This window comes from Pseudomonas nunensis (assembly GCF_024296925.1).
GTDB lineage: Bacteria > Pseudomonadota > Gammaproteobacteria > Pseudomonadales > Pseudomonadaceae > Aquipseudomonas > Aquipseudomonas nunensis.
Genome location: NZ_CP101125.1, coordinates 5,999,359 through 6,026,203 on the forward strand (window position 1 = coordinate 5,999,359; position 26,845 = coordinate 6,026,203).

Consider the following 26,845-nt stretch of genomic DNA (forward strand, 5'->3'; position numbering starts at 1 on the left):
AGGTTTTTTGGCACGGGGGAATGACACACTGTTAGTTTGCTAACTATCAATATCGCATTCGAGGGAAAGGGTGGTCAAGTTTTGAAACAATTTGGCGATCAACGACACCGCAGTTACTTTCCAATAGATGTCATTCAGAAATGTCTTCATATGTATTTGGCACAATGGGTAGGTTGTGAATTCTGAGTCTCGCGCCTAGAATCTCCCAAAATGGGAGAAACTCGATTCGTGCGAATAATTGCCAAAGGGACATTGAAAATTTTCTGGGAAAGTAGCCCGGCCTACGCCGACGCGGTCACTCCTCTCTCAGAGTGGTATCGACACATGGAGAAGTCGTCATATCGCACACCCCAGGAAGTAAAAGCCGAGCTGAGAACCGCCAGCGTTCTAAAGGGTGGACGTGTGGTATTCAATATTGCCGGCAACAAGTATCGAGTGATCCTGGCAATTGACTACGAACGGCAATTGGGTTTTGTGCGCTTCGTCGGCACGCATGCCCAATACGATCAGATCAATGCGGAGACTGTGTAATGAACATCAAACCCATCCGAACCGATGAGGACCTCACCAATGCGCTTTTGCGTATTGAGCAACTGTGGGGGGCGGCTTTGGACTCACCTGAGGGTGACGAACTCGAGATACTGGCCCTGCTGGTCGAAAAGTATGAAGACGAGCACTTTCCGATTCCAGCCTCCGACCCCATCGAGGCGATCAAATTTCGCATGGACCAGCAAGGTTTGACTGCCCGAGACCTGGAAGCCTTTATCGGTCCCAGCGGTCGAGTATCCGAAGTGCTGAACCGTAAGCGCCCGCTGAGCTTGAAAATGATCAAGCGCCTGCACGACGGATTGCGAATTCCTTATGAATGTTTGTTTGCAGAGATAGTTTGAAATTCACTGGGCTCACCCTCCTTTGAACGAAGGAGGGCAGAAGTGGGAAATTAGAGCCTATAGGTCATCCAGACTCACCGGGATCGGTTTTTCATGCCTTCGCGAGCGGATGATTTCTGACAATTCAAGATCATCGAGACGCTCCATCAAGGCCTCGGGAACATCGGCAGGAACCTCGACCGCAGGCCCGCCACGGATGTCACCCAGTACCACTAAAGGATTTTTCTTCATCTCAGACACGATTTTTCACACCCCCCGCCCCTTCCTCATCAACACATCCAACTGATCCACCACCTCCGCCCAATCCGCATCATCCAGAATCTCGTCCCGCAAAAAGGCAGCTTGGCTTTCGGACCAGAAAAACGCCTGTGCCAGGTGCAGTTCCGGTTTGAGTGGTGAATGGGTGGCTATGAATTGGTCAATGCTTTCTGCGTCATCAGGCAAGCCGAGTTGTTTGAACAGGGAGGGCAGGCTGTGGGTCGGGGATTCCATGTTGGGCTCCTGGGTGATTGGGGAAATTGTTCGCGGGCAAGCCTCGCTCCTACAGGAGAACGCGATCCCTTGTAGGAGCGAGGCTTGCCCGCGAAGGCTATATCACTGACACCGTAAACCTAATGACTCAACTCGCAAACCTCCGCATGCGGCACCATTTTCAGGAACTCCGGCATGCTCATGTGCAGCAGGTTGTTGTGGTTGCCGGCTTCCAGATAAATATCTTTCTGCCGGGTCAGCAACGGGTCGATGAGCATGTCCAGGCCATAGGATTCACCCAGCGCCGGCACCGCGCCGCGTTCGCAGTCGTTGAACAGGTGCGCCAGGGTGCTTTCCCGGGTGATTTGCCATTCGCCGCTGCCGCGTACTTTGCTCAGGTCCAGGTGACGGCTGGCGGGGAGCACGGCCATCAGGTAATGCCCGTGGTGGTCGTCGAGGATCACCGATTTGGCCACCCGTTCGGCAGGAATGCCCGACACGCGAGCCGTTTCAAGGCTGCTGGCCGAGTGCGGGTGGGTGACGATGTCGAATTCGCATTGAGCCCGATTCAGGCTGTCCTGCACGGTTCTTGCCATACGCATGATGCACCTCGGTGTCCGCTGCAACGACAAACGGACGATGGTTAACGCTGTTTCTTCCACTAAAAGTCTAGGCCCGCCGACGCCTTCGCGTGGGAAATCTGCCCGTCGGAACCACCGCAAAAACTGGTCAAAATTCGTACAACTCACAGCTCAGCTAGACTCAATACAGAACCACCCGACTCTCGCGGAGGGTCACGTGAACATTCGTTGCTGTGCTGTGGCGCTGTTGTTGGCTTTGAGCGGATCTGTATTCGCGGCGGACACGGTTTTCCTGTTCGCACCCGATCCCCTCGGTATGTGGCTGATCGTGTTTGGCGTCGCGTTTCTGGTGGCCGAGGCGACCTTGCCTAATTACGGCGTGATCGGGCTCGGCGGGCTGGTGATGTTCGTCGCCGGCGCGGTGATCATGAGCAATACCGAGGTGCCCGTGCCGCTGATCATCGGTCTGGGACTGATCAGCATCCTGCTGCTGATTTTCCTGGTGATTCACGCCCTGAAAACCCGCCCGCGCCGCATCGTCAGCGGCGATGCCGGACTAGTGGGCAGCGTGACGCCGGTGATGGCGTTGCAGGCCGACAGTGCCTACAACGGCTGGGTGCATTTGCAAGGCGAAAAATGGCAAGTGCTCAGCGCAACGCCGCTGCAACCGGGGCAGAACGTCCGGGTCGTGGGGCGCAAGGGATTACTGCTACAAGTGGCCGCGGCTGACGCGGCGCCGGCTGGAGAATAACCATGGGCCTGCAACTGGGTTTTGCCGCGCTGCTGCTGTTGGTGATTGCGCTGGCGGGGTCGACCTTTCGCATCCTGCGTGAATACGAGCGCGGCGTGGTGTTCCAGCTCGGACGCTTCTGGCAGGTCAAGGGTCCGGGTCTGATTCTGCTGATCCCGGCGGTGCAGCAAATGGTTCGCGTGGATCTGCGAACCATCGTTCTCGATGTTCCACCTCAAGACGTGATCACCCGGGACAACGTCTCGGTGAAGGTCAACGCGGTGCTTTATTTCCGCGTACTCGATCCGCAGAAGGCGATCATTCAGGTCGAAGACTTCCTCATGGCCACCAGCCAACTGGCGCAGACCACGTTGCGTGCGGTGCTGGGGAAACATGAGCTGGATGAATTGCTGGCCGAGCGCGAGCGGTTGAACGTGGATATCCAGCAAGTGCTCGACGCCCAGACGGATAACTGGGGAATCAAGGTTGCCAACGTCGAAATCAAGCACGTGGACCTTAATGAATCGATGGTGCGTGCCATCGCCAAACAGGCCGAGGCCGAACGGGAACGACGGGCCAAGGTGATTCACGCCGAGGGCGAATTGCAGGCTTCGGAAAAATTGATGCAAGCGGCGGAAATGCTCGGGCGTCAGCCGGGGGCGATGCAGTTGCGGTACATGCAGACGTTGAGTTCGATTGCCGGGGACAAGAGTTCGACGATTGTCTTTCCGCTGCCGATTGAATTGCTCAAGGGGATGGCGGATTTGTCTTCGAAACCTTGAGGAAGATCAAAAGATCGCAGCCTTCGGCGGCTCCTACAGACGGTGTTTCCAACCCGAAACGGCGGCAACCCACGTCCCGTAGATACCGTCTTGAACCTCACCGGGCAAGCGCAAGTTTCGGGTCATAAGGCTGGCCCGACTTGAGCACGCCGTAAACGAAGTGCAGCAGCTTGCGCATTGCTGCACAGATGATCTGCTTGGGGGCCTTGCCGTTGGCCTTCAAGCGATCCTTCATCGCCATGATCGCCTTGTTATGCTGCAGCGCCACCAGGCCAGGCATGTAAAGGCCTGCCCGCACGCGCGCTGAGCCGATTTTCGAGATCACGGTGCGGCCTTTGAGCAGTCCCGAGTCCTGTAGCTTGGGGTTCAACCCTGCCGCAGCGACCAACTTGCGAGGATCGTCATATTTGCGCAGGTCGCCCAGCTCAGCCAGCAGCCGCTCAAGCGTTTTCTGCCCGATACCGTCGATGGTCACGATCAAGTCGCGCATCTCGCGCATATCCGGGTCGTCATCGATGTGTTTTTTGATCGCTTTGTGCGTTTGCGCGATCTCTTTTTCGATATGACGCAGCACGGAGTTGATTGAGCCTTTGACCTTTTCGTCAGACACCTCCAGACGATTGAGCTCCATTCGTTCCATTTCCTGAAGGTCATCCAGGCGGCGAACCAAGGCTTTCAGCTGGCGATACTTCAGAGGCTCCGGCGCCCACAGCTGAAGCTTTTCAGCCTTTTCCCGGGCGAAGTCAGCGATCAGCTTGGCGTCGCTTTTATCGGTTTTGATCCGGCGCAATTCGCTGCCGGCGTAGGCATGGGTCGTGGCCGGATTGACCACACAGACCCGGTAACCCTTGTTGTAGACGAACTCAGCGAGTTCCAGGTGATAGACACTGGTGGCTTCCATCACGATTAGCGCTGAAGGTTCGACCTGCTTCTGCAACCAAGCTTCAAACTCGTTGAAACCCTTGGCGTCGTTAGCCAGTTTGGCTTTGGTTTTGTGCTTGCCGTTTGGCAAATGTGTAGCGATATCAAAGGTGTTTTTAGCAACATCAACGCCGACGAAACTGGACATGACCGTCTCCCCAATTAGATCCCTTGCGATCATCACTGCACTCTGTCCAACCTTGTGAATGCGGGCTCTCGCCAGAGACGGGCCCAAGATACCGTTCGAACTGTACGAGTGAGTGTGGAGGGCTGGAGCACAATCTACGTCACAGGCAAAAAGCCTAAGGAGCTGCACGGCTTCCAGGTCCCTCCCTCGATGATCAGTCGAGAACTATCGCTCCTGACGGAGCGATAGTCGAGATACAAGGAGCTGCCGAAGGCTGCGATCTTTTGATCTTTCCTACAAACACCCTTGTCCGGCAATCCCGTCGGAGATTTCCTTCAAGTTGTAGCGGCATTGGTGAACTTGTTCCGGTCCGGAGCCAGGTCTAGTCTGGCTTTGTCACTGAATAAACGGTGACACGGACGTGCAAGTCCGACGAAACTGTTTAGGTTGCAATTGCCATATAACCCAATGAGCCTTTATTGGCTCGCTGCTTTATGGCGGCTGCGCGCAGGAGATCCTCGGATCTGCTGGGTGTCCTAAACAGTCCCGGTCTTGCACACCTGCGCTCGGCCGCCACCCCATTCGCGTGCAAGCGAACGGTGACGGCTCTCACTTACTGTTTAGGATTTTTATATGCACAAGATCACTCCGAATCCTCCAGACAACTCTGGAACCGATTCCCCCGAAGCACTCGACGCCGAAAAAATGAAAGAAGCCGCCGACCGCGCCTTCGCCCATTACTTCCCCCCGGCCGAAGAAAAACGATCCAAGCGCCAGAAATACCAGCTCTTCGCCGTCGCCGAGGGTATCAACGACCCCGAAGCCATGCTGGCCAATGCTTCCGAAGACTTGATGTCCATCAGCGCGATTGCGGCTGACCTGGCAGACGATGTCGAAGGCACACGCCGTTCGGTAGTCCTGGCGATCAGCCGTCTGTCAGATGGCGTTCAATTGCTGGTGGAGCGAGTGCTGGATCACCATCAGGCGATGGCTGAAGCCAAGGTCTAGCCGTTAAATTTCGGTGATTTGAAGGGCGCCTTCGCGGGCAAGCCTCGCTCCTACAAGGACAGCGCAAATCCTGTAGGAGCGAGGCTTGCCCGCGAAGGGGCCATAAGCTTCAACATCCATGCAGGCCGACACACCGCCTTCGCGAGCAAGCTCGCTCCCACAGGGGATTGAGGTCGGACACACCATTTGTATTCACCGAAGATCACCTGTGGGAGCGGGCTTGCTCGCGAAGGCGTCAAACCTGCCGATCATTTTCCAGCGCCAGATACGGCCCCCGCGCCCAACGCTCTACCCGCTCAACCAAAAGCGCCGAAGCCTCGCGCCGCTTGCTGTCACTGTCCCCGACAAACACTTCCGACGGCTGCTTGGCATGCCGCCCAACCGCCGCAAACACCCGCTCTCGCTGCACATCATCCAGCCCAAAAAACCCGGCCAACCGCCCCGCCATGGCCCCTGGCAACTCACTGTAATTCACCGCCAACCCGCCAAACTCACGGCATTGCGCCAACCCCAAACCCAACAACCGCCCCAACCGTCGCGCGATGTAATCCTCACGGCTATCGGAGGCCAAATCATCATCCAACCCGCTAGCCCCAATCATCCCCGGCACCATATGCATCCCCGGCCGGCGCAGATGGGAAACGGCAATTTCCAGCGGATCGCGGTACAAAAACATCCAGGGCGTCTCAGGAAAACACTCACGCAACAGCGGCAGTTCAGCAATGTTCCACGCATCGAGTTTGATCACCAACCGTTGCTCCGAACCTCCGCGACGCTGGCCATAAGCGGACATCAACCCTTCAATCGCCCTACGCCGTTCAGCCGCCGGCAAATCACTGCGCAGCAACGCATCGAGCGGCGGCGCTTCGCTGATAACGATGTGATCATCAAGCCGCGCAAGCATCTGACTGATCAACGTCGACCCGCACCGCGACGCGTGAAAGATAAACGCACTCGGCGCCAATCCCGGACTCATCACCTGCCAATCACTAAGAACAGCCAACGGCGTTTGCCGACGAAACGCCTGGTTAAACGGCAGCCGCAGCGCATCATCTACAGCCTCGCGAAAAAACGGCTGATGCAGCGGCGTATCACCGAACCAACACCAATCCACCAGCCATTCGCCGGCCTGCTGCCAGACCCGAATCGGCAACCAACCTTCCAGGTTCAGGCGTTCCATTGTTCATTCCATTGGCGACGACCGTTGCGCATCGCGGCGCGCAGTTCTTCGCGGGAAAACACCAGGCCTCGCTCAGCCGCCATCTCTAAAACGCGGGCGACGAAAACCTCTGTATCCACCAAGCCCTGCAACGCTTTCGAAAGCTGCGGATCACTGGCCACTAAGCGCTGAAATTGCAGCAAAGCCCCGTCCCCACCATCAGGCGCAGGCGTGGTCGGCAGACCATCGACAATCGCCTGCTCCAACCAAGGACCAGGACGGCAATCCAGCACCAAATGAACCCGCGCCGAACAATCGCGATTGTCCACGCGATGCGGCCGCGACAAATCAAGAAACCAACACTCCCCCGCCGCCATCGGCATGCGCTGGCCATCGAGCATAAAGTCCACCTGAGGCGGACTCAGCAGCGGAATATGCAGGCGCAAATCGGCCCCCGGCTCGCCCAGGTCATAATCGCGATGTTCATGAATTTGCCCGCCCGGACCGAGCCGCAACAGGCGCGCCGAAACGATGTCCAGCGGCAGGTCGCGCAAGCCTTGCTGCCAGCGCACATCCCGCCGCCACGGCGCACGCACCAACGGTGCACCAAGACCCGGCGACAATTCGGTCAACGCATCCGCCGCCGAAATCAGCGCCACGCCGCTCCAGTCGCCGGCGAAATAAGCCGTGTTGAAATGACCGTGCCACTCGTCTTCGCCAATCGCCGCCAGCGCCTGCAACAGCAACGGTAGATCCACCGTTACTGGCAGGCGAGAGAACGCGGCTCGACTCATCGTTGTGGCAGCACCGAACATTCACCGAGCCAGGTCAGCAAGCGGTCAAGACAGGCCTCCACCGACTGCCCGCCGGTGTCGAGCACCAGCGACGCGGACGGCGGCGATTCGTAAGGCGCGGAGACGCCGGTGAAACCCGCCAGATCGCCGCGACGGGCGCGGGCGTAATGCCCCTTCGGGTCGCGCTGCTCGCACACCGCCAGGGAGGCGCTGCACCAGACTTCGCGGTAATCCTCGCCGAGGCGTTGGGCAAACATCTCCCGCAGTTCCACCAGCGGCGCAATCATCGCCAGGATCACAATCTGCCCGTTCTCCACCAGCAACGCGGCCAGTTCACTGGCGCGGCGGATGTTTTCCTGACGATCGCTGTCGGTAAAGCCCAAATCGCGATTGAGCCCGACCCGCAGCCCGTCGCCGTCGAGCACCACGCTTTGCACGCCGCGTTCGAACAACGTGGCGTGCAGCGCCTGGGCCAGGGTTGATTTGCCCGCCGCCGGCAAACCGGTCAGCAAAATCGCCGTGCCGCGATGGCCGTTGCGGGCCTCGCGTTGGGCACGGCTGATGCTGGCGGTCGGCGCCAGTAAATTACTGGGCCGGGGCATGGGCCGCCACCGGCACCGCAATGTTGCCCGACGCCCACGCCGCTTCGCGATTGGCCAACGCGGTGGCGATGGACTGGACTTGAGTGGATTGCACTTCATCCGGCATCGGGTCGAGCCCGGCGCTGGCGAAGATCTGGCCGTAGGCGTTACGCAGATCGGCGTAGGACAGGTCCCGGCGCAAATCCGCCTGCAAGGTGTTCAGTTCACCCTGGATCAAGTCCAGTTCGCCGATGCCGGCCGCCTGGTGACGGTTACGCAACTGGCCGAGGATCTGCCCGTCGATGCTCGACAGTTCCTGGTTGGTCTGGAACTGATGCAGCGCTTCCTGATAGTTGGCGTTGGCCACGTAGAGCTGCGCCAGCACGGCGATGGACATCGCCTGACGACGGGCCTTGGCCACTTCTTCGCCGGCCTTGGCCACGTTGATCGCCGCCGGGGCAGAAATCACGTTGAACAGGTTCCAGGTCAATTTCACGCCGTAGTCGGCCCACTTGTCGTTGACCAAAAACGAGTTGCTGTCGTAGTGCCCGCCGGCCGAAAACTCGATCCCTGGCAACAACCGCAACATGGCTTTGCGGGTTTCAGCGGTGCTGATACGCGTCTGGTAATCCTGCTCGCGCAGTTCTGGACGACTGGCCAGCGCCTCGTGTTCGAGGCTGGCCATGCCGACTTTCAGTTGCGGAATGGTGTAGTCATCCGGCGTCGCCAATTTCAGATCGGTGCCCATCGGCAGGTTGATCAGGGTCGACAGTTCGGTCTTTGCCAAGGACAACGCGCGGCGCTGCTCCTGCAACTGACGGGTCGCCTCGATCAGCGAGCGCTGGTAACCCAACGCCACGACCGGGTCGCCGATGCGTTGTTCGCTCATGCTCTGGCTGTTGTTGCGCGCGGTATCGACCCGCGCCATCAGGCTGTCGATTTGCGTAAGCAAGCGTTCGGCGGCCACTGCGCGCCAATAGGCCGAGCGCACGTCCTGAACGATCGTGTTGATCACTTTGCGCCGGCGTTCCTGAACGATCAGGCGCTGGTCACCCTGCTGCTTGGCGCTGATGTAGCTGACGCCGAAGTCGAGGACGTTCCAGACCATGGTCAGGTCAGCCACGCGACGGTCGCGGTCCTGGGAAGTCGACGGTTCCAATGACTGGGTGCCGGTGAGCACGCTCTGGCTACTGGAAGCGCCGACGTTGCTACGTCCGACATAGCCTGCATCCAGGGCCATGCGCGGCAGCATGTCGAAACTGGCGAGGTCGAGTTGGCGTTTGGCCAAAGCCTCTTCCATGATCTTGAGCCGGCCTTCTAGGTTGTACTTCACCGCGCGGGCCATCGCCTGGTGCAAGGTCAACGGACCGCTGAGCGGTTCCTGACCTGTGTACATCGTCTGCATATCGCTTTTGGCACGTTGCTCGCTGACGCTGCGTTCAATCGGTTCACTTTTGACCGCACATCCGCTGATCGCCAGCGCCAGCAGGCTGGCGCCGAATAACTTATGACTTCTTTTCATCCCTGGATCGCCCCTAGGTGCCGCACTGAATTATGTGTGTGTTTCAAGCCTGCATTTCGCTGATGCCGACTTGTTGCAAAGCCGCGGCCAGGCTGTTGACCTGCCGTTGCTCGGTGTCTTTGATTTCTTGTAGTTGCTGACTCAGGCTCGGCGCGCCAAACACGCCGCGCAGGCCTTGGGCAGCGTCGCCGCCACGAATCGAATGACTGCCGAAACTGTTCAGCGAATCGCGCTCGGCGCTGGTGTCCTGATTGAACAGGCTCGACAACGTACTGGTGCTGAACACACCGCCATCGCCGCCACCAAACCCGAGGAAGCCGTGGCCCGAACCATCGCCCGTGCCGCTGTCGCTGCTGCTGAACACCTGGGCAATAAAGCTCGGCGCCAGCGCCCCGCGGTTGATGAAGATGTCGCCCAATGGCCGGATGCCGTCCCCCAGCACCCGGTCTTCGAACAACGGCGCAAACGTCAGCGGCGAGGCCAGCGTGCCGGTTGGCGCGGCGAAGATGACCGGTTGCAGCGGCAGGTGCGGCTGGTCAGGAACGGTCACGGGTTGCGAGACGCGGAACTCCGGATCCGGCGGCACCACCACAATCGTCGCCGACGGTGCCGGCACGGTGTTGATCGCGTAACCGTTCGATTGGCTGGTGCCGCTGCCGGCGTTGCCCGAGCCGTCCGTCACGCCCGCGACGTTCAGGCTGATCGCGTTATTGGCGTTGCTCAGGTTGCTGGTCGGCGTCAGGGTCGCGGTCCAGGTTTTGCCACCGTCGTTGCTCGACAGGTTAGACAAAGTGCCGTTGGCCACGTTGACGTCGGACAGGTCGAAACCGCTCACTGCTTCGTTGAAGGTGAAGGTCACCAGAGAGGTCTGGCCCACGCCCAGGTTCGGGTTGGCCACAACGACCGTGGCGGTCGGCCGCTCGCCGTCGATCACGTAGTTGTTGGACACCGCCACGCCATCGCCGGTGTTACCCGCCAGGTCGCTGACGTTGCTGGTGTCCAGCGCGATGAAGTTGCTCGGGTCGGTGATGTTGGCGGTCGGCGTGAAGGTGCCGATCCAGGTCTTGCCGCCGTCGCTGCTGGCCAGGTTGGTCAGTTCGCCGTTGGTCACGCTGAGGTCCGACAGGTCGAAGTTGTTCACCGCTTCGCTGAAGGTGATCGTCACCAGCGTAGTCTGGCCCATGCCCAGGTTCGGGTTGGCGACCACGATGGTTGCGGTCGGCCGCGTGGCATCGAGCGCGTAGTTGTTGGAGATCGCGATCCCGGCGCCAGCATTGCCGGCGGCGTCCGCGACATTGCTGCTGTCGAGCAGGATCAGGTTGGTGGTGTCGTTGATGTTGGCCGTCGGGGTCAGGGTCGCCGTCCAGGTTTTGCCGCCGTCACTGCTGAGCAGGTTGGACAGGTTACCATTGGCGACGCTGAGGTCCGACAGGTCAAAACCGGATACCGCTTCGGTGAAGGTGATGGTGACCGTGGTGGTCTCGCCGATGCCCAAGCGGTTGTCCGCCACCACGATGGTCGCGGTCGGCCGCGCGGTGTCGATCGCGTAGTTGTTGGAATTGGTCACACCCACGCCGCTGTTGCCCGAACCGTTGATCACGCCGGTGTTGTCGAGGCTGATCAGGTTGGTGGTGCCGGTCACGTTGGTGGTCGGGGTGAAAGTCGCGGTCCAGGTGATACCGCCGTCGCTGCTGCTGACATTGCTCAACGTGCCGTTGGCGATGGTCAGGTCGGCGTTGGTGAAACCGCTGACGGCTTCGCTGAAGGTGATGGTCACCGCCGACGTTTCACCGGCCTTGAGGGCGTTGTCGGCGACCACGATGGTCGCGGTCGGCAAGCTGGTTTCTACCACGTAGTTGGCGGAATCGGTGGTGCCTGCGCCCGCGTTACCGGCCACATCGGCGATGCCGGTGTTGTTGAGGGTGATCACGTTGGTCGCGTCCGTCACACCAATGGTCGGGGTGAAGGTCGCGGTCCAGGTAATGCCGCCGTCGCTGCTGCTCACCGCACTCAAGGTGCCGTTGGCGATGGTCAGGTCACTGTTATCGAAACCGCTGACCGCTTCGCTGAAGGTGATGGTCACCAGCGAGGTTTCGCCCGGTTTCAGGGTGGTGTCGCTCAACACGATGGTGGCGGTTGGGCGCTGGCTATCGACGGCGTAATTATTCGAATCGGTGGTGCCGCTGCCAGCGTTGCCGGACAGATCCTGCACGCCAGTATTGTCCAGGCGCACGATGTTGCTGGTGTCGGTGATGCCGGCCAACGGCGTCAACGTGGCTGTCCAGGTAATCCCGCCGTCGCTGCTGCTGACGTTGCTCAGGGTGGCGTTGTCGATAGTCAGGTCGCTGTTATCGAAACCGCTCACCGCTTCGCTGAAGGTGATGGTCACCAGCGTGGTCTGGCCGACGCCCAAGGCTGGATCGGCCACGACGATGGTCGCGGTCGGACGCTGGGTGTCGATGGCGTAGTTGTTGGAGTCGGTGGTGCCGCTACCGGCGTTGCCCGAGGCGTTTTGTACGCCAGTGTTGTCCAGAGTGATCAGGTTGGTCGCATCGGTGATCGCGCTGGTCGGCGTAAACGTTGCCGTCCAGGTAATGCCGCCGTCACTGCTGCTTACCGCCGTGAGTGTGCCGTTAGCGATGGTCAAATCGGCATTGCTGAAACCGGTCACGGCTTCAGAGAAGGTCACGGTCACCAGCGAGGTTTCACCGATGTTCAGCGAGGTATCCGCGACCACTATGGTGGCCGTCGGCAGCACGGTGTCGATGGTGAAGTTGGCCGAGTTGGTGGTACCGGTGCCCGTGTTGCCGGCAATGTCGGTCACCCCGGTGTTGTTCAGGACGATCAGGTTGGTGGTGTCCTTGACGCCGACTGTCGGGGTGAAGGTCGCGGTCCAGGTAATCCCACCGTCACTGCTGCTCACCGCACTCAAGGTGCCATTCGGCACGCTCAAATCGCTGTTGTCGAAACCGCTGACCGCTTCACTGAAAGTGATAGTCACCAGCGAAGTTTCGCCCGCGCTCAGGGTCGGATCGGCGACCACGATGGTCGCGGTCGGACGCAGGCTGTCGATCACGTAATTGTTGGAATCGGTAGTGCCCGAACCCGCGTTGCCGGCCAGGTCCGCGACACCGGTGTTGTCCAGCGTAATGAGGTTGGTCGCGTCGTTGATGCTCGCGGTCGGGGTGAAAGTCGCGGTCCAGGTCACGCCGCCGTCGCTGCTGCTGACGGCGGTCAATGTGCCGTTGGCGATGCTCAGGTCGGCGTTGGTAAAACCGCTCACCGCTTCGCTGAACGTGATGGTCACCAGCGAGGTTTGGCCCGCCGCCAGGGTTGGGTCGGCCACCACAATGGTCGCGGTTGGACGCTGGGTGTCGATGGCGTAGTTGTTGGAGTCGGTGGTGCCGCTACCGGCGTTGCCCGAGGCGTTTTGTACGCCAGTGTTGTCCAGAGTGATCAGGTTGGTCGCATCGGTGATCGCGCTGGTCGGCGTAAACGTTGCCGTCCAGGTAATGCCGCCGTCGCTGCTGCTTACCGCCGTGAGTGTGCCGTTGGCGATGGTCAAATCGGCATTGCTGAAACCGGTCACGGCTTCAGAGAAGGTTACGGTCACCAGTGAGGTTTCACCGATGTTCAGCGCAGTGTCGGCAACCACGATGGTGGCGGTCGGCAGCACGGTGTCGATGCTGAAGTTGGCCGAGTTGGTGGTGCCGGTGCCCGTGTTGCCGGCAATGTCGGTCACCCCGGTGTTGTTCAGGGTGATCAGGTTGGTGGTATCCCGCACGCCCACTGTCGGCGTGAAAGTTGCGGTCCAGGTGATGCCGCCGTCGCTGCTGCTCACCGCACTCAAGGTGCCATTCGGCACGCTCAAATCGCTGTTGTCGAAACCGCTGACCGCTTCGCTGAAAGTGATGGTTACCAGCGAAGTTTCGCCCGCACTCAGGATCGGGTCGGCGACCACGATGGTGGCGGTCGGACGCAGGCTGTCGATCACGTAGTTGTTGGAATCGGTGGTGCCCGAGCCAGCGTTGCCGGCCACGTCCGCGACACCGGTGTTGTCCAGCGTGATGAGGTTGGTCGCGTCGTTGACGCTCGCGCTTGGCGTGAAGGTCGCGGTGTAGGTGATGTTGTCGCTGGTGGTCAGGCCGGAAAGGGCGCCGTTCGCGACAGTGAAGTCGGCGAGGGTCAGGCCGGTCACCGCTTCGCTGAAGGTGATGGTCACCAGCGAGGTTTGACCCGCCGCCAGGGTTGGGTCAGCCACCACGACAGTCGCGGTTGGACGCACGGTGTCGATGGCGTAGTTGTTGGAATTGGTAGTGCCGCTGCCGGCGTTACCCGAGGCGTTTTGTACGCCAGTGTTGTCCAGGGTGATCAGGTTGGTCGCGTCGGTGATGGCGCTGGTCGGTGTAAACGTCGCTGTCCAGGTAATGCCGCCGTCGCTGCTGCTCACGGCGGTGAGTGTACCGTTGGCGATGGTCAGATCGGCGTTGCTGAAACCGGTCACGGCTTCAGAGAAAGTCACTGTCACCAGCGAGGTTTCACCAATGTTCAGCGCGTTGTCCGCGACCACGATGGTCGCCGTCGGCGCCACGGTATCGATGGTGTAATTGCCGGAGTTGGTGGTGCCCGCGCCGGCGTTGCCAGCCAGGTCAGCCACGCCGGTATTGGCCAGGGTGATGACGTTGGTCGCGTCATTGATGCCGGCAGTCGGGGTGAAAGTCGCAGTCCAAGTGATGCCACCGTCGCTGCTGCTCACGGCGGTCAACGTGCCGTTGGCGATGCTCAGGTCGGCGTTGGTGAAACCGCTGACCGCTTCGCTGAAGGTGATGGTCACCAGCGAGGTTTCGCCGGCACTCAGGGTCGGGTCGGCCAGGACGATAGTCGCGGTTGGGCGCACGGTATCGATGGCGTAGTTGTTGGAATCGGTGGTGCCGCTGCCGGCGTTACCCGACGTGTCGCTGATCCCGGTGTTGTTCAGGGTGATCAGGTTGGTCGCGTCAGTGATGCTGGTGGTTGGCGTGAAGGTCGCGGTCCAGGTGATACCGCCGTCGCTGCTGCTCACCGCCGTCAGCGTACCGTTGGCGATGCTCAGGTCAGCGTTGGTGAAACCGGTCACGGCCTCGCTGAAGGTGATAGTCACCAGCGAGGTTTCGCCGATTCTCAGCGCGTTGTCCGCCACTACGATGGTTGCCGTTGGGCGCACGGTGTCGATGGCGTAATTATTGGAATCGGTGGTGCCCGTGCCGGCGTTGCCCGCCGTGTCGCTGACCCCGGTGTTGTCCAGGGTGATCAGGTTGGTCGCGTCGTTGATGCTGGCGGTTGGTGTGAACGTCGCGGTCCAGGTGATGCCGCCGTCGCTGCTGCTCACCGCGGTGAGCGTGCCGTTGGCAATCGTCAGATCAGCGTTGGTGAAACCGGTCACGGCTTCGCTGAAGGTGATGGTCACCAGCGAGGTTTCGCCGATTTTCAGCGCATTGTCGGCCACGACGATGGTTGCGGTCGGGCGCTGGGTGTCGATCGCGTAGTTGTTGGAGTTGGTCGTACCGGTGCCGGCATTGCCGGACAGGTCCTGCACGCCGGTGTTGGCCAGGGTGATCAGGTTGGTGGAGTCATTGATGCTGGCGGTTGGGGTGAAGGTCGCCGTCCAGGTGATACCGCCGTCGCTGCTGCTCACGGCGGTGAGTGTGCCGTTAGCGATGGTCAGGTCGGCGTTGGTGAAACCGCTCACGGCCTCGCTGAAGGTGATGGTCACCAGCGAGGTTTCGCCAATGCTCAGCGCGTTGTCGGCCACGACGATGGTCGCGGTCGGGCGCACGGTGTCGATCGCATAGTTGTTCGAATCAGTGGTGCCGGTACCGGTGTTGCCGGCCGTGTCGCTGATCCCGGTGTTGGCCAGGGTGATCAGGTTGGTCGTGTCATTGATGCTGGCGGTCGGCGTGAAGGTCGCCGTCCAGGTGATGCCGCCGTCACTGCTGCTCACGGCCGTAAGCGTGCCGTTGGCGATGGTCAGGTCGGCGTTGGTGAAACCGGTCACAGCCTCGCTGAAGGTGAAGGTCACCAGCGAGGTTTCGCCGATTTTCAGCGCGGTGTCCGTCACCACGATGGTCGCCGTCGGGCGCTGGGTGTCGATCGCGTAGTTGTTCGAGTTGATCACACCGAGCCCGGCATTGCCGGACAGATCCTGCACGCCAGTCTTGTCCAGGGTGATCAGGTTGGTGGTGTCAGTGATGCCGGCGGTCGGCGTGAAAGTCGCGGTCCAGGTGACGCCGCCGTCGCTGCTGCTCACCGCCGTCAACGTGCCGTTGGCGATGGTCAGGTCGGCGTTGGTGAAACCGGTCACGGCTTCGCTGAAGGTGATGGTCACCAGCGAGGTTTCGCTGCTGTTGAGCGCGGTGTCCGCGACCACGATGGACGCGGTCGGCGCCACGGTGTCGTGGATCACGTAGTTGTTGGAGGTGCCGGAACCGGTGCCGACGTTGCCCGCCAAGTCCTGCACACCGGTGGTGTCGAGGGTAATGGCGTTGGTCGGTGCATTGATATTGCCCGCCGCCGTCAGGGTCGCGGTCCAGGTGATGCCGCCGTCGCTGCTGCTGACTGCGCTCAGCGTACCGTTGGCCACGGTCAGGTCGGCGTTGGTGAAATTGTTCACGGCCTCACTGAAAGTGATGGTCACCAGCGAGGTGCCGCCGGAGTTCAGGTTGGTGGTGCCGACCACGATGCTCGATACGGTCGGCGGGGTCACGTCCGGTGCGTAGTTGGTATTGAGCGTGCCGCCGTCGTTGAAGATGTTGCTGACAGCGGCCGGAGAGCTGCCGGTGCCGCCGCCGCCCGATGCCTGTCCGCCCGAACCGCTGCCGCCGGCATTGCCGGCCATGGCGCCGAAGTTGGCCGCCGTCATCAACAGCGTGCCTTTGTTCCAGATCGCGCCGACGCCTTTGCCGCCCGCGCCACCTGGGTCACTGGAACCGCCGTTGCCACCACCGCCGCCACCGCCACCACCGGCCGCGACGTTGTTGGAGATCACCGACGTACCGACGACCGTCAGGGTGCCGGTGGAAGCGTTGTAGATGCCGCCGGCTGCCGAAGAACCGGCCCGGCCGACCTTGTCCCAACCGGAGCCACCGCCGCCACCGCCAATGGACACGGTGCCGTTGGTCGCCGTGCCACCGTTGCCGCCGTTACTGTAGTTGGAAGCGCCGAGGCCGCCAGCACCGCCGGTGGTCGTACCGCCGTGACCGCCCATGTAATTGGAGTTGTAGGTACCGCCATTACCGCCACTGCCCGCCCCGCCGGCCGTACCGGCATACACACCAGTGCCGAAACCGGCGGTGCCGCCATGACCACCGGTTTGACCACCCAGTGCACCGCCACCGCCACCGCCGCCACCAACCGCACCGCCGACATAAGGAGCGGTGACACCACCGCCGCCACCGCCGCCCGAGGCCGCGTTATCGGTCACCGTGACGTTTCTGAGGGTCAGGTTGCCGGAGTTAAGAATACCGCCGCCCATCGCCCCGGCGCCGTCCGTACCCGCCGCCGCGCCTACACCGGCCACCATGCCCTGCTTGATGACCAGGCCATCGAAGGTCGCGGTGACGCCGGAGTTCACCTGCAGCACGCGGGTTTTGTACTGACCGTTAAGGGTGACGTCGGCAACGCCGTCGTTATTCAGGTCACCATCAATCGTGACGTTCTTGGTGATGGTCAGCTGCGTGTTCAGCCCGACGATCATGCTGGTGTTGAAGGTGACGGTGTCACCGGCCACGGCATTGGACAGGGCGGTACGCAAAGAACCCACGCCGCTGTCGCTGTTATTGAGCACGGTCACCGTCGCCAGGCTGTACTGGTAACCGGCCATGGACGCGTCGGACAACACGCTGCGGCTTTCGATGCTGCCGGTGGTGATTTCCAGGTTCCAGTCGCCGCCCACACCGGTACGGTTGGTGGACGCGGCAATATCGCGGCCGGTGAGTTGCGCCAGCGAATCGACAAAACTCACGCCACGCTCACCTTCGCCGGTATTGCAGGCGTAGATCAGGATGTCGCCACCGACGTTCATATCCTTGCCGATCTGCGCCAGCACGTCGCTACGCGCGGCGACGTTATCCGCCGACAGGTAGCTGTTGCCCAGCCACAGGTCGCCGGAATAGCCGTGGGCGATGATCTGCACCGAGCTCACGCCCTGATGGGTGTCGAGGTAAGCGGCGATCTGCTGCAAGCCGTCCTTGCTGGCATCCAGTGTCACCACTTCGGTGCCCGGTGCCACGCCGTTGAGCAGGCTGTCGGTGTCTTTGATGCGTGAATCGACGAACACCACGCTCTGGCCGGGTACGGCAGTAGGTGTTGCCGCAGGTGCGGAGGTCGCGGCGGAGGCGTTGTCCGCCTGGCCATGCGTGTCTTTGCTGGCGGTCGGGTGATCGGCCGCTGGCGGCTTGGCAGCGTCAGCCGTGGGGTGACTGTCGGGCTGGGCCGCATCGGCCACGGTGGCCGCAACCGCGCCGTCGAACAGCATGCGCGGTTCCAGGGACATGATCATCGGCGATGCCAGCACGCGAGCGCCCTGGGCCTTTTTCGACTTGCCGTTGTTCCACCACATGCTGCTCACCCGAACTCGAACTTTTATGACTGCCAAGAAAAAGCCGCGATCAATTAATTGATCGCGGCGTCGGATTTCATACGAATGACATTGGCGGCGCTGGAGGACCCATCGTGCCAAAAGGAAAGCTCAGCATATTTGTCGAACAAGTCCGGCGGCAGGATCGTGCGCCGTGACTCCAATGCAACCTTGGGCTTGACCCGATGCAACCCCGAGACGCCGAGGGCCTGGTCAAACTCCGGCGCGTCGTAGACGAGGTTATCGAAGTCATGCTCGAACCACGGCTCGCCAATGAATTCGTAGACCAGCCGAAGGACCCTTTCGGGCGCCTGACTGAGCAGGTCGTAATCGACAATCAGCAAGGACTCGGCGTTTTCGCCGTAGTAGGCTTCCTTGAGCGCGGTCCAGGCGAAACCCACCAGGCGATTGCGCTGGGCCAGGGTTTCACAACGGCTGTAGACGGTGTTGCGCTCGACTTCGTCGTTGAACAGCTTGGTGTTCTCGAACGGGTTGGCGCGGTAGAGGCGCTCGAGGCTGTCCATCACCCAGGCGACGTTGCGCACACAGGCAATGGTTTTGGCCTTGGGAAACAGGTCCTGCAACGCGGGCAGGCGCGAACACCACTGGCGATTGGTATCGAAGACGACGGGTTTGTCGGCCTGGTCGGCGTAGTAGGAGTCGAACAACCCGCGCAACAGACGGCGACGCAATGGCGTGTCGATGACCGAGCCAAATTCGCTGCCGGCGCTGCATTGTTCGAGAACGCTGGTAAAGAGGGTGCCAACAGGGCTGCTCATGCCGGCATGAAAGCGTGGGTTTTGCAGCAAAATAGCCGCCAGCAGGGTAGAACCTGAGCGTGGCAGCCCGGATATAAAGTGATACTGCTGCAATCCCTTCACCCTAGTCGAAAGTCCCTTTATATGTCGGAGCGTAGTCTATGAAGCGGGGGCCGACTAGTGGTGTTTTGATATCAATTTGAAGCTAAAAATACGGGCTTGATCTGAAAGTATTGAGCCAGATGGGTTGAATCGTTTCAGCAGCTTAAAAATTTGTTGGTTGGGGGTCAGAGATCCAGTTCAAGGCTTGCGGGCTGACATCAAAAATAGCCGTGCACGGTTGTTGCCAGCCTCCGTTTCACTGACTTTTTGCCAGCCTGTGGGTAGCGGGGCGAATTCGTCTGGCTGGTCGGCGGTGCTGATCAACCATACTCGACCCGTACCTGGCGGCAGTTCACTCAGGTGGTCGAGGTAGATTTTTTCCGCGTTGTCGTCCACAAGCGTGCCAAACCCGTAGGCATTCGGACGGCTGGAAGTGCCATCGGTCAACGGAGGGGTATAGAGCATCGGCGCGGCGTCAGTGCGGTTGTAATAGACATAGGGCATGTACCAGAGCAGGTCGCTGATGACGATCTGGTCGCCCTCGACGTAATGCTGATTAACGAATTCCACCATCACGCTGGTCTGGTCATTCACATCAATCGTGGCATTGGTCTTCAGCCCCACCAGCTCAGTGCCGAGCAGCAGCACCAGCAACGCCAGCGCCAGCACGCGAAAGCCATCCCACAACCGGTCGATGGCCAGCGCCAGGATCAGCGGCAAGCCCAGCGCAAAAGCGGTCAGGTAGCGCTCGACAAATACCGGCGAGATAAACGATACGCCGTACACCGTCAGCAACGGCAACAGGGTGTAGATAGCGAGCAAGGCACTCCAGCGAAATAGACTGCGGTCGCGCACAACCGTCACCGCGATCACCACCAGCAACAGCAGCGGCAGTGCAATGAAGATTGGCCAGGGCAAGGCATCGCCATCGTCCTGAATCAGAAAGTCCCAGACCATCGACGGCAGTGAACTCAGGGTAACCGGCAGTTCCCAGCCCACATCACCGTTGGCTTTTAGCTGATCGAGGTGCTGCAGCAGATCGATCAGGCCAGGCAACCAGGGCATGAACAACGCGACTATCGCGACGTTGCTCAGCCACCAGGCCGGGCGGGTGATGAGTTTCACCGGATGGGTTGGATGCAGGCGCAGCAGCAACAGATAAGTCCAGTGGGCAACCACGCACAGGGCCGTGAAGTAGTGGGTGTAGAACCCCGCTGTCAGCAGTAGCGCATAGATCGCCAGATAACGCGTGCGCAGGGGGTGCTTGACCCAATACACCAGCGCGATTGTCGCTCCGAGCAACCACAGCCCCAGCAGCGAATACATGCGCACTTCCTGGCTGTAGCGCACCGCTGTGGGCAGCAGCGCCAGCAACAAACCGGCAAGCAGCGCGGCCCGGGGATTGGCCACCAGCCGCACCAGCCAGAACCCCAGCGCCACCGTGGCAATACCCGGCAATGCGCTCAAGCTGCGGATCGAGAAAATGCCGTCGCCAAATAATTCGATCCAGCCGTGCAGCAGCATGAAATACAGCGGCGGGTGCACGTCATGGGCGGCGTGAAACCAGATATCGCCCAAGGAATATTGGCTCATCAGCAAACTGGAGCCTTCATCGCCCCAAATAGCGGCAGCGGTGAGGTCGTAAAAACGCACGGCAGCGGCCAGCACCAGAATCAGCCAGAACCCGTAATCAGCCAGCCATTGCGGCAGCGGCGACAACGCCGTGGCACGAGTACGCCCGGCACGCCCATCCGGCTTGCCGGCAAGCTCTGTTTCCCTGCGGTACTCCATGAAACTTCCCCGCCTGGTCGAATAAAACCCAATCACTCCAGCACTCTGGAGTTGCCGTTCGATGCTGCCCCCATCTCTGCAAGAACGCAATCCGGCGACTTTCACACCAGCGTCTACGCTACTACTGGCCCGAGCAGTAGCGTCGGGCCAGTACGCTCCTCTCCAAAAAACCACATGGATATAAAAACTATGGACGTGTTTCTCGGAACCATTCTTCCCTTCGGCTTCTCGTACGCCCCAAGCGGCTGGATGCAAGCCAACGGGCAGACGCTGCCAGTCAACCAGTACCAGGCATTGTTCGCTTTACTGGGTGTGACCTACGGCGGCAATGGCTCGCAAAACTTCATGCTGCCCAACCTGTGCGGGCGCTTGCCGATGCACCAGGGCCAGGGCATCAATCTGACGAACCGGGTGATCGGTGAAGTCATCGGCACAGAAAATACCAGCCTGCTGGTAGCCAACCTGCCGCCGCATGCCCCCGTCATCACCGCCACCGCCACGTCGGCCCTGACCGCCTCCACCACGGTCAACCTGGTGAGTGTGCCGAGCACTCCAACCACCACACCGTCGAATGACAACGCCTACATCGGTGCCTCCGCAGCCACGGGGCCGAGCTCCGCCGCGATCTTCTCGACCGCACAGGGCGCCAACCCGATAGCGCTCAAGGGTGTCGACAGCACCGTGGGCGGCACCGTCAACGTGACCGCCACCGCGCAACCCATCGGCAGCGGCACGCCACTGGGCATTATCAACCCGGTCCTGGTGTTGAACTTCTGCGTGGCCCTGCAGGGTCTTTTCCCTTCACGCAATTGACCTTGGCGTCGGGGCCGATGGCCCCGACCCTTTCATTTTTTCAGGGAGCAGATTCATGCTTGATCAGATTACCGGCGAGCACTTCCGCCAGTTGCTCGGCACTTCCAGGCCGCTCTATCTCAGCGATGGCAGCGAGATACCGGTGGTGATCGTGTCCGTGGTGGATAAGCCCAACGCACGCATGTCCGCTACCGGGCGCATGCCGTTTGGCGTGGAACTGAGCAGCCCGGCGCAGACAACCTTTATCGACGGCCCCTGCGCCATCGAGCTGCCCGAGTTGGGCCGGATCGAAGGCATCGTCGTCTCTCGCACCCCGGAGCTGGGGCGCGACGCCAGCCACACCTACTTCGACATCACCGTCAACTGACTAGCGCCGACTGCGGCTGGCCCGGATACCAGACCAGCCGCTCGGCCGCCACGTTGCTTTCCTCGACCTGAAACCCCAGCGCCAGATAATGTCGGCGCGCATGCGGATTGTTCGCCCAGACCACCGTTGCCACCGGGCAGCGCACCTGTTCGGCGGCTTTCTGCACACCCTGCAACACCGTGCGGCCATAGCCCTTGCCCCGCGCGGCCGGGATAAACGCCAGGTACAGCACGCGAATTTCATTGGTGCCGAAATCGGCAGTCAACGCGCCAATCGGTGTACCGAGTTTCTCCACCACAAAGTGCATGGCGTTGGGATAAGACTCCCCGGTGCCCTGCTCCTGCACTTTGAATTGCTGGGCGATCACCTCTTCCACCAGCTCCTGCTCGCCGTCGATCCATTGCAGATCGGGCCGCGCGGCGTGGTAAAGGTTGTGCAAAAACGGCCCGTCGGTAGCACCGGACGGACGCACCACCAGATCACCCACGTCATTGGAATTGTTGTTCAGCATTGCGATGTCTCCCTGCGCTAAAAACCACTCTCCCTCACACCCAACGCCGCCATCCGGCGCCAGGCCGTACCCAACAAGGACTCACTGCGACCTTGCACGATCACCACACCGCGCAACGGCTGCACAGGGGTGGCGATGTTATCCAGCGTCGTCAGGCGTACCGCATATTGCGCCTGAACCGGTTCCGGTCGCTGGTTTTGATCACGCCGCACCGCGATGGGGCCGTGGTGATCGGATGTCAGGGCTTCGAGATCAATGAAGCCGGCACCATTGGCGTCGATTTCGCTTAACTGCACGGCGACGGCCGGGTGCATCGGGTCCTCGGCAATAAAACGCCCAGTGGCACCGGGCGCGATCCGCCACAATTCGGCTTCGGCCAGGTAACCACGCAATCGCGCACCGTCTTCGACCACTCGGGCCAGGGGTTCCTTGGGCGACAACCAGCGACCCGCGATCAGTTGCGGCAACAGGTCCCGCACCTTGCCGGTCTGCGGCGCGCGAATCAGCAAGCGCTCGCGCTGCGCCGCCAAACCGCGATATTCGGCCACGGCTTCGGCCAGACGCTGCTCGACAATCCCGGCATCGGCAACGGTTTCACTGCGGCTGGCCTGACGGCGCATCTGCAACTGCTGGATCTGGATTTCCCGGCGAATGATGGCCTGACGTGAATCGAGATCCGGCGATTCCAGCTCAATCAATACGTCACCTTGGGCGACTGATTGACCATCGCTGACATTCACCTTTTTGACCCGCGCCGCCACGGGTGCATGCAACGTGCTGACGCGCCCGGCCTCCAGCATCGACGGCACTTCCACCGCACTGCGCCAAGGCACGGCCAGCAGCAAGACAATCGCCACCAAGCCCAAGGTACTCAGCAACACACGCGGTGCGTGGGCCTGATCGCGGCGGGACCACCACTCGCGCCATTCGCGCACAATCGGCAGGAAGATGAACCACACCAGTTCCACCATCATCAAGAAGATGCCCAATAGCTTGAAGAACAGGTGATACACCGCCAGCGCAATCCCGAAAAACAGCACCGCGCGCCACAGCCACGAGCCGTAACCCCAGATCAGCAAACGCCGTTGCATCGACGGCGACCAGGGCTCCGGTGCCGGCGCGCCATAGCCGAACAGGGCCTCACGCAAACGCCAACGGCACAAGGCAAACGCCCGACCTTGAAGGTTGTCGACTTCCCATAAATCGCTGAGCAAAAAATAACCATCGAATCGCATGAACGGGTTGAGGTTGATCACCAGTGTGGTGATCCAGGTGGCGCTGGCGAGCATGAACGCTGCGGTGCGCCCGGGGCCATCGGGCAACAGCGACCAGGCCAGCAGCGCGATACACGCCAGCACCAGTTCCGCCAGCACCCCGCCGGCACCGATCAGCAACCGCGCGCGTCGATCATTGACCCGCCAGGCGTCGCTGACATCGGTATAAAACATCGGCAGCATCACCATGAACGCCACGCCCATGCTTTGCACCCGGCAACCGGCGCGCTTGGCCATGAACGCGTGGCCGAACTCGTGGCAGAGCTTGGCAAAAAACAGCGCCACGCCAAACGCCAGCGCGCCGCCAAGGCTGAACAAGTGCGGGAAGGTCGCGATAAAGCGCTGCCAGTCCCGGGACACCAGAAACACGCCGAGCATCAGGGTGACCGGCAATCCGATGCGCAGCGCATACGGACCAAAGCGCTCCAGCCACGGCCAGGCGCGGTTGAGAAACGCATCCGGGCGCCACAGTGGAATGCGGAAAAACAGGTATTGGTGCAACAGGATCTGCCACAGCGACTGACGTTGCGCGGCAGCCTTCAGGCTGTAACTGGCGCGTTGTTGCGGATCGAGCGCGCTGATCAAGTCGTGGCCGCGCAGGAAATTCAGCAGTTGATCAAGCTCGGCACCGTCCAGTGGCAAACCTGGCTCGCGGTTCGCCGCTTGTAAGACTTTTTCGGGGTCGCCCAGGGACCAGTGGCGCAGCAGGCGCATGGCCGCAGTGCCCAGTTTGAAATAGCGACCGCGCACCGGATCAGCCAGGGTCCAGCGCGGCGAGCCGTCGAGGGCCGGGGCCGCCGCCTGCAATTGCAAGTCTGCCCGCAGGCTCGGCAGGCTCATTTACAGGCCCACGCTTTGACGCAACCCGGCCAGCGGTCGGCGCAACAGATACAACGCCAGTGGCGCGCGGTCGCCGAAGATTTTGGCAGTGCCGCGCAAGCCGATACGTGGGGGCGCCGCGTCGAAATTCGCGTCCAATCGGTAAGCCAATTGTCCGCCAGCGGTAGGCTGCGCTTCATAGGCCGAGCGTTCGAGTTTGGCCTGGTGGCGTTGCAACGGATCGCTGTCGAGAAACAGTGAAACCTGCGCCCCCGGCTCCAGCGCAATCGCATCACCCACGGCCAATTCGATACGCAATTCGGCCTGGTTCGGGTCGGCGATTTCCATCAAGCGTTCACCGGTCTGCACCGGTTTGCCTGTCCAACGCTCGGCGTCGGCAAACACCGCAATGCCGTCCCGCTCAGCGCGGACTTCGCTGCGCTTGAGCAATTCACGGGCGTAATCCCGTTCGGCGCGTTTTTGTTCGACCCGTGCCGCCAGCAGATCGATTTTCGAGCTGGATTCGGCGTCAGCGAAGGAGCGCTGGGAATTGGCCTTGAGTTCGGCCTCGGCCACGCCCAAGGCGCGCTGGGACACGTCGGCCTGGGCTGTGAGGGTGGTGTTTTCGAATTTCAGCAGCAGGTCGCCGGTTTTCACCGTTTGGTTGGGTTTGACCAGGAACTCCGAAATCACCCCGTCCAGCGGTGCGGCGACCACTCGGCCACCCAGCGGCACCACTTCGGCGGGCGCCAGCACCGATTGGCGCACCGGGATCAACAGCGCGAGCAGTGCCGCTGCCACCAGCAGCACCTGACGTTTACGTGTCCAGCGCAGTCGCCACGGTTTGCGCGGTTGCAGCGCCAGCCAGGCGTGGCTGTAGGTGTCGCCGAGTTGCGAGAGCAGAACTTGTTCGGAAGGGTTCCAGGGCGTGTCCCGGGCCAGCCACAAACCACCGAAGACGTCGCCTTGATGATCTACCAGCGGCAGCCAAAACACTTGGGCGGCGGACAGGCTTTGCCAATCCGCGCGGATCGACTCGCTGAGCCCATCCTGCGGAATCACCCGCGCCTGTTTGAGGATGTCGAGCTTGAACAGTTGCGCCACGGCCTGCTCGACGAACGCCACGAACGGTGCGTTCGGATCAACCGCGCTGACCCCGGTCACGGCTTGCACCTTGCCGGCAATCAACAGCGCCGCATGGCGGAAACCGAACAGCGCCTGGCTGTCATTCACCAGGCTGTAGGCCAGTTGCGCCGGGGTGCGCGCCGCACGGGTCAGGCGTTCAAGGTCAAGAAACCGGGCGAACACCTGCTCGGCACCACCGCTGATCGGAGCGTTCACTTGAGCTCCGCGAAACGCGCCGTTCCGCTCATGCCAGCCAATAGACCCGTGGCGTTGGGCAGCGTCGCCACCAGCAACAAAGTCTGGCTGCCTTCATCGATCCGCGCACCGAGGCGCTTGACCGTGGCATCCAGCGGCTGACCGGTTTCATCGGGGACAAAACTGAAGGTCTGGCCGGGCTTGAGCTTGCCCATCCAGCGCGACGGAATCAGCAAATGAATTTCCAGCGTGCGGTTATCCACCACATCCAGCAACGGCGCGCCGGCCGCCACGCTTTCATAGCGCTGGACCTTGCGCTCGACGACCTGACCGTCAAACGGCGCCAGCACGCTGCAGCGTTTCACTTGAACCTGATAAACCTGGGATTGCGCCTGAGTCTCGCTGACCTTGGCCTCGGCCCGCGCCACTTCAAAACGCCCGACCGAATTCAACGCCGCCAGTTGCCTGTTGTGCGCCAATTCTTCACTGGCCCCACGGCTGGCGGCTTGCGCGGCATTCAGCTGAGCCTGAAAACCCGAGCAGTCAAACTTCGCCAGCGTATCGCCCTTCTTGAACGACTCACCCTCGCTGAACGGCAACTCGACCACCCGCCCCGGCAACTCACTTGCAAGCACCGCCTGATCCCGAGCCCGCAGCACACCGCGAGCCTCGCTGCTGGCCTGCGCAGCACCACCGGCGGCATTGTTTTCCAGCAACGGATCGTCTGGCGCAGGCGTTTGCGCCTGTACTGCGCACGTTACAAAGGCTAATCCAACAACCCAACTTCCAAAACGCGGCATAACCGTGACTCCCTGACGGATGGTCGGAGTCTACGACAGCGGGGGTTTGCGTCAAGCGAATAGCCATCACGTTTTGGAAAAGCCATGTATCAAGAAAGTTGCTGACCTAT

At 61.0% G+C, this 26,845-nt stretch carries 22 protein-coding genes; 7 read left to right on the forward strand and 15 right to left on the reverse strand.

The features are described from left to right. The first annotated feature begins 228 nt into the window (after window positions 1-228). On the forward strand, window positions 229-531 hold the full coding sequence (locus tag NK667_RS26395; protein ID WP_054616627.1) for a type II toxin-antitoxin system HigB family toxin: 303 nt from the start codon (window positions 229-231) through the stop codon (window positions 529-531). Continuing rightward, a complete protein-coding gene (locus NK667_RS26400) occupies window positions 531-890 on the forward strand; it encodes a helix-turn-helix domain-containing protein (RefSeq protein WP_054616594.1) in 360 nt (119 codons plus the stop codon). Before NK667_RS26395 ends, NK667_RS26400 begins: the two co-directional genes overlap by 1 nt. Before the next feature lie 57 nt (window positions 891-947). Here NK667_RS26400 and NK667_RS26405 read toward each other — a convergent pair whose 3' ends face one another. The 3 genes from NK667_RS26405 to NK667_RS26415 all read right to left on the reverse strand — a co-directional run bounded on the left by NK667_RS26405 (window position 948) and on the right by NK667_RS26415 (window position 1,963). Beyond that, complete coding sequence (locus tag NK667_RS26405; protein WP_152981101.1) at window positions 948-1,121, reverse strand: antitoxin; 174 nt, start codon at window positions 1,119-1,121, stop codon at window positions 948-950. A gap of 15 nt (window positions 1,122-1,136) precedes the next feature. Continuing rightward, window positions 1,137-1,382: a DUF2789 domain-containing protein gene (locus NK667_RS26410; RefSeq protein ID WP_054616595.1), complete on the reverse strand. Its 246-nt coding sequence runs from the start codon at window positions 1,380-1,382 to the stop codon at window positions 1,137-1,139. Between the two features lie 119 nt (window positions 1,383-1,501). Beyond that, on the reverse strand, window positions 1,502-1,963 hold the full coding sequence (locus tag NK667_RS26415; protein ID WP_054050281.1) for an aminoacyl-tRNA deacylase: 462 nt from the start codon (window positions 1,961-1,963) through the stop codon (window positions 1,502-1,504). A 196-nt stretch (window positions 1,964-2,159) separates the two neighbouring features. On the opposite strand from NK667_RS26415, the gene NK667_RS26420 reads away from it, so the two are divergent. Together NK667_RS26420 and NK667_RS26425 are read left to right on the forward strand one after the other, a co-directional pair. Continuing rightward, window positions 2,160-2,693, forward strand: a complete 534-nt coding sequence (locus NK667_RS26420) for an NfeD family protein (protein WP_054616596.1) — start codon at window positions 2,160-2,162, stop codon at window positions 2,691-2,693. A gap of 2 nt (window positions 2,694-2,695) precedes the next feature. After that, entirely contained in the window at window positions 2,696-3,454 is a 759-nt protein-coding gene (locus NK667_RS26425) for a slipin family protein (RefSeq protein ID WP_054050285.1), read from the forward strand. A 97-nt stretch (window positions 3,455-3,551) separates the two neighbouring features. Here the strand turns inward: NK667_RS26425 and NK667_RS26430 are convergent, their stop codons facing one another. Continuing rightward, window positions 3,552-4,691, reverse strand: coding sequence for an IS110 family RNA-guided transposase (locus NK667_RS26430; RefSeq protein ID WP_236708643.1), 1,140 nt, complete (start codon window positions 4,689-4,691; stop codon window positions 3,552-3,554). Window positions 4,692-5,135: 444 nt separating this feature from the next. On the opposite strand from NK667_RS26430, the gene NK667_RS26435 reads away from it, so the two are divergent. Beyond that, the gene (locus NK667_RS26435) at window positions 5,136-5,510 is read left to right on the forward strand and encodes a DUF6124 family protein (protein ID WP_054616598.1); all 375 of its coding nucleotides are present in this window, start codon (window positions 5,136-5,138) and stop codon (window positions 5,508-5,510) included. Window positions 5,511-5,745: 235 nt separating this feature from the next. Here NK667_RS26435 and NK667_RS26440 read toward each other — a convergent pair whose 3' ends face one another. The 7 genes from NK667_RS26440 to NK667_RS26470 form a co-directional block, all read right to left on the reverse strand. Further along, window positions 5,746-6,690 carry a sulfotransferase family protein gene (locus NK667_RS26440; protein ID WP_054616599.1) on the reverse strand — a complete coding sequence of 315 codons (945 nt, stop codon included), beginning with the start codon at window positions 6,688-6,690 and terminating at the stop codon, window positions 5,746-5,748. Continuing rightward, on the reverse strand, window positions 6,678-7,463 hold the full coding sequence (locus NK667_RS26445; RefSeq protein WP_054616600.1) for an aspartyl/asparaginyl beta-hydroxylase domain-containing protein: 786 nt from the start codon (window positions 7,461-7,463) through the stop codon (window positions 6,678-6,680). The genes NK667_RS26440 and NK667_RS26445 overlap by 13 nt, the downstream gene beginning before the upstream one ends. Continuing rightward, window positions 7,460-8,065 carry an adenylyl-sulfate kinase gene (gene cysC / locus NK667_RS26450; RefSeq protein ID WP_054616601.1) on the reverse strand — a complete coding sequence of 202 codons (606 nt, stop codon included), beginning with the start codon at window positions 8,063-8,065 and terminating at the stop codon, window positions 7,460-7,462. The genes NK667_RS26445 and cysC overlap by 4 nt, the downstream gene beginning before the upstream one ends. Then, complete coding sequence (locus NK667_RS26455) at window positions 8,049-9,566, reverse strand: TolC family protein (protein ID WP_054050294.1); 1,518 nt, start codon at window positions 9,564-9,566, stop codon at window positions 8,049-8,051. The genes cysC and NK667_RS26455 overlap by 17 nt, the downstream gene beginning before the upstream one ends. A gap of 43 nt (window positions 9,567-9,609) precedes the next feature. After that, on the reverse strand, window positions 9,610-18,162 hold the full coding sequence (locus NK667_RS26460; protein WP_083471388.1) for an Ig-like domain-containing protein: 8,553 nt from the start codon (window positions 18,160-18,162) through the stop codon (window positions 9,610-9,612). Between the two features lie 53 nt (window positions 18,163-18,215). Then, on the reverse strand, window positions 18,216-19,061 hold the full coding sequence (locus NK667_RS26465; protein WP_083471389.1) for a sulfotransferase family protein: 846 nt from the start codon (window positions 19,059-19,061) through the stop codon (window positions 18,216-18,218). 177 nt (window positions 19,062-19,238) lie between these two features. Further along, the gene (locus tag NK667_RS26470; protein WP_054050298.1) at window positions 19,239-20,831 is read right to left on the reverse strand and encodes a glycosyltransferase family 39 protein; all 1,593 of its coding nucleotides are present in this window, start codon (window positions 20,829-20,831) and stop codon (window positions 19,239-19,241) included. Between the two features lie 189 nt (window positions 20,832-21,020). Here NK667_RS26470 and NK667_RS26475 point away from each other — a divergent pair, with 189 nt between their 5' ends. After that, a complete protein-coding gene (locus tag NK667_RS26475) occupies window positions 21,021-21,644 on the forward strand; it encodes a phage tail protein (RefSeq protein WP_054616603.1) in 624 nt (207 codons plus the stop codon). A 55-nt stretch (window positions 21,645-21,699) separates the two neighbouring features. Further along, window positions 21,700-22,011, forward strand: a complete 312-nt coding sequence (locus NK667_RS26480; protein WP_054050302.1) for a DUF6916 family protein — start codon at window positions 21,700-21,702, stop codon at window positions 22,009-22,011. On the opposite strand, the gene NK667_RS26485 is transcribed toward NK667_RS26480, so the two are convergent. From NK667_RS26485 to NK667_RS26500, 4 genes are read right to left on the reverse strand one after another with little or no spacing between them, the layout of a single operon-like run. Next, window positions 22,004-22,522, reverse strand: a complete 519-nt coding sequence (locus NK667_RS26485) for a GNAT family N-acetyltransferase (protein ID WP_054616604.1) — start codon at window positions 22,520-22,522, stop codon at window positions 22,004-22,006. The genes NK667_RS26480 and NK667_RS26485 overlap by 8 nt on opposite strands. A 17-nt stretch (window positions 22,523-22,539) precedes the next feature. Next, the gene (locus NK667_RS26490) at window positions 22,540-24,636 is read right to left on the reverse strand and encodes a site-2 protease family protein (protein WP_054616605.1); all 2,097 of its coding nucleotides are present in this window, start codon (window positions 24,634-24,636) and stop codon (window positions 22,540-22,542) included. Beyond that, on the reverse strand, window positions 24,637-25,956 hold the full coding sequence (locus NK667_RS26495; RefSeq protein ID WP_054616606.1) for an efflux RND transporter periplasmic adaptor subunit: 1,320 nt from the start codon (window positions 25,954-25,956) through the stop codon (window positions 24,637-24,639). Next, window positions 25,953-26,735 (reverse strand): efflux RND transporter periplasmic adaptor subunit, encoded by a 783-nt coding sequence (locus tag NK667_RS26500; protein ID WP_054616607.1) that lies wholly within the window; start codon window positions 26,733-26,735, stop codon window positions 25,953-25,955. Before NK667_RS26500 ends, NK667_RS26495 begins: the two co-directional genes overlap by 4 nt. Window positions 26,736-26,845: the final 110 nt, after the last annotated feature.